Raw genomic sequence first — 597 nt, 5'->3', positions numbered from 1 at the left:
CCCCCTCCCCCCTCACTCGCGCCCGGGGGCCCCCTGCTGCTCTATGGCTGGCCGCCCGTCACGGCGGTGCTCATCACCCGGCTGCTGGCGAGGAACGGCCTCCAAGCCCGCACTGCCACCCCCTTGGAGGTGCTGCACACCGGGCCGGAGGACGTCGTGCTCGCGCCCCTCCAGGCCATGGAGGGCCTGCTGGCCGGGGAGGTCCACATCAAGGGCGCCCTCATCGTCCACGGCAGTGATGACGAGAGCTTCGACCGGGTCCGCGAGCTCGGCGCACGCGGCTTCCTGGCCAGCCCCCGGGACGAGGAGCTCCTGCTGCGCGCCGTCCGCCGGCTGAGGCCCGACCCCGGCTCGCCCGACTCGGTCCCTCCCTCGCACTGAATCCCACCTGGACGCCGATGGGGCTCGATTCGCGCGCGGAGTGGGATGAAGACTCACCCGGTTCGAGAAAAATCCGGGCCTCGATTCTCAAAAAATGAAGGGACCAAGCAACTGCGGAAGCGGATCACGGAAAATGGGGACAGATGGCGTCCTTCCGGGCGCCCCCGAATCTCGCTGGAGCCCCCATGTCCCCCCGCATTGGCAACCGTCCGCAGC

1 pseudogene is annotated in these 597 nt (G+C 70.0%); it reads left to right on the top strand.

The features are described 5' to 3' along the window. Positions 1 to 381 (top strand): annotated as a pseudogene (locus FL344_RS38235) (hypothetical protein); the annotation flags it as partial. Between the last annotated feature and the right edge of the window lie 216 nt (positions 382 to 597).

The organism is Myxococcus sp. AB036A (genome assembly GCF_006547355.1).
Taxonomy (GTDB): domain Bacteria; phylum Myxococcota; class Myxococcia; order Myxococcales; family Myxococcaceae; genus Myxococcus; species Myxococcus virescens.
The sequence above is the reverse complement of the archived record's forward strand: the minus strand, read 5'-3'. Positions and strand labels throughout refer to the sequence as shown.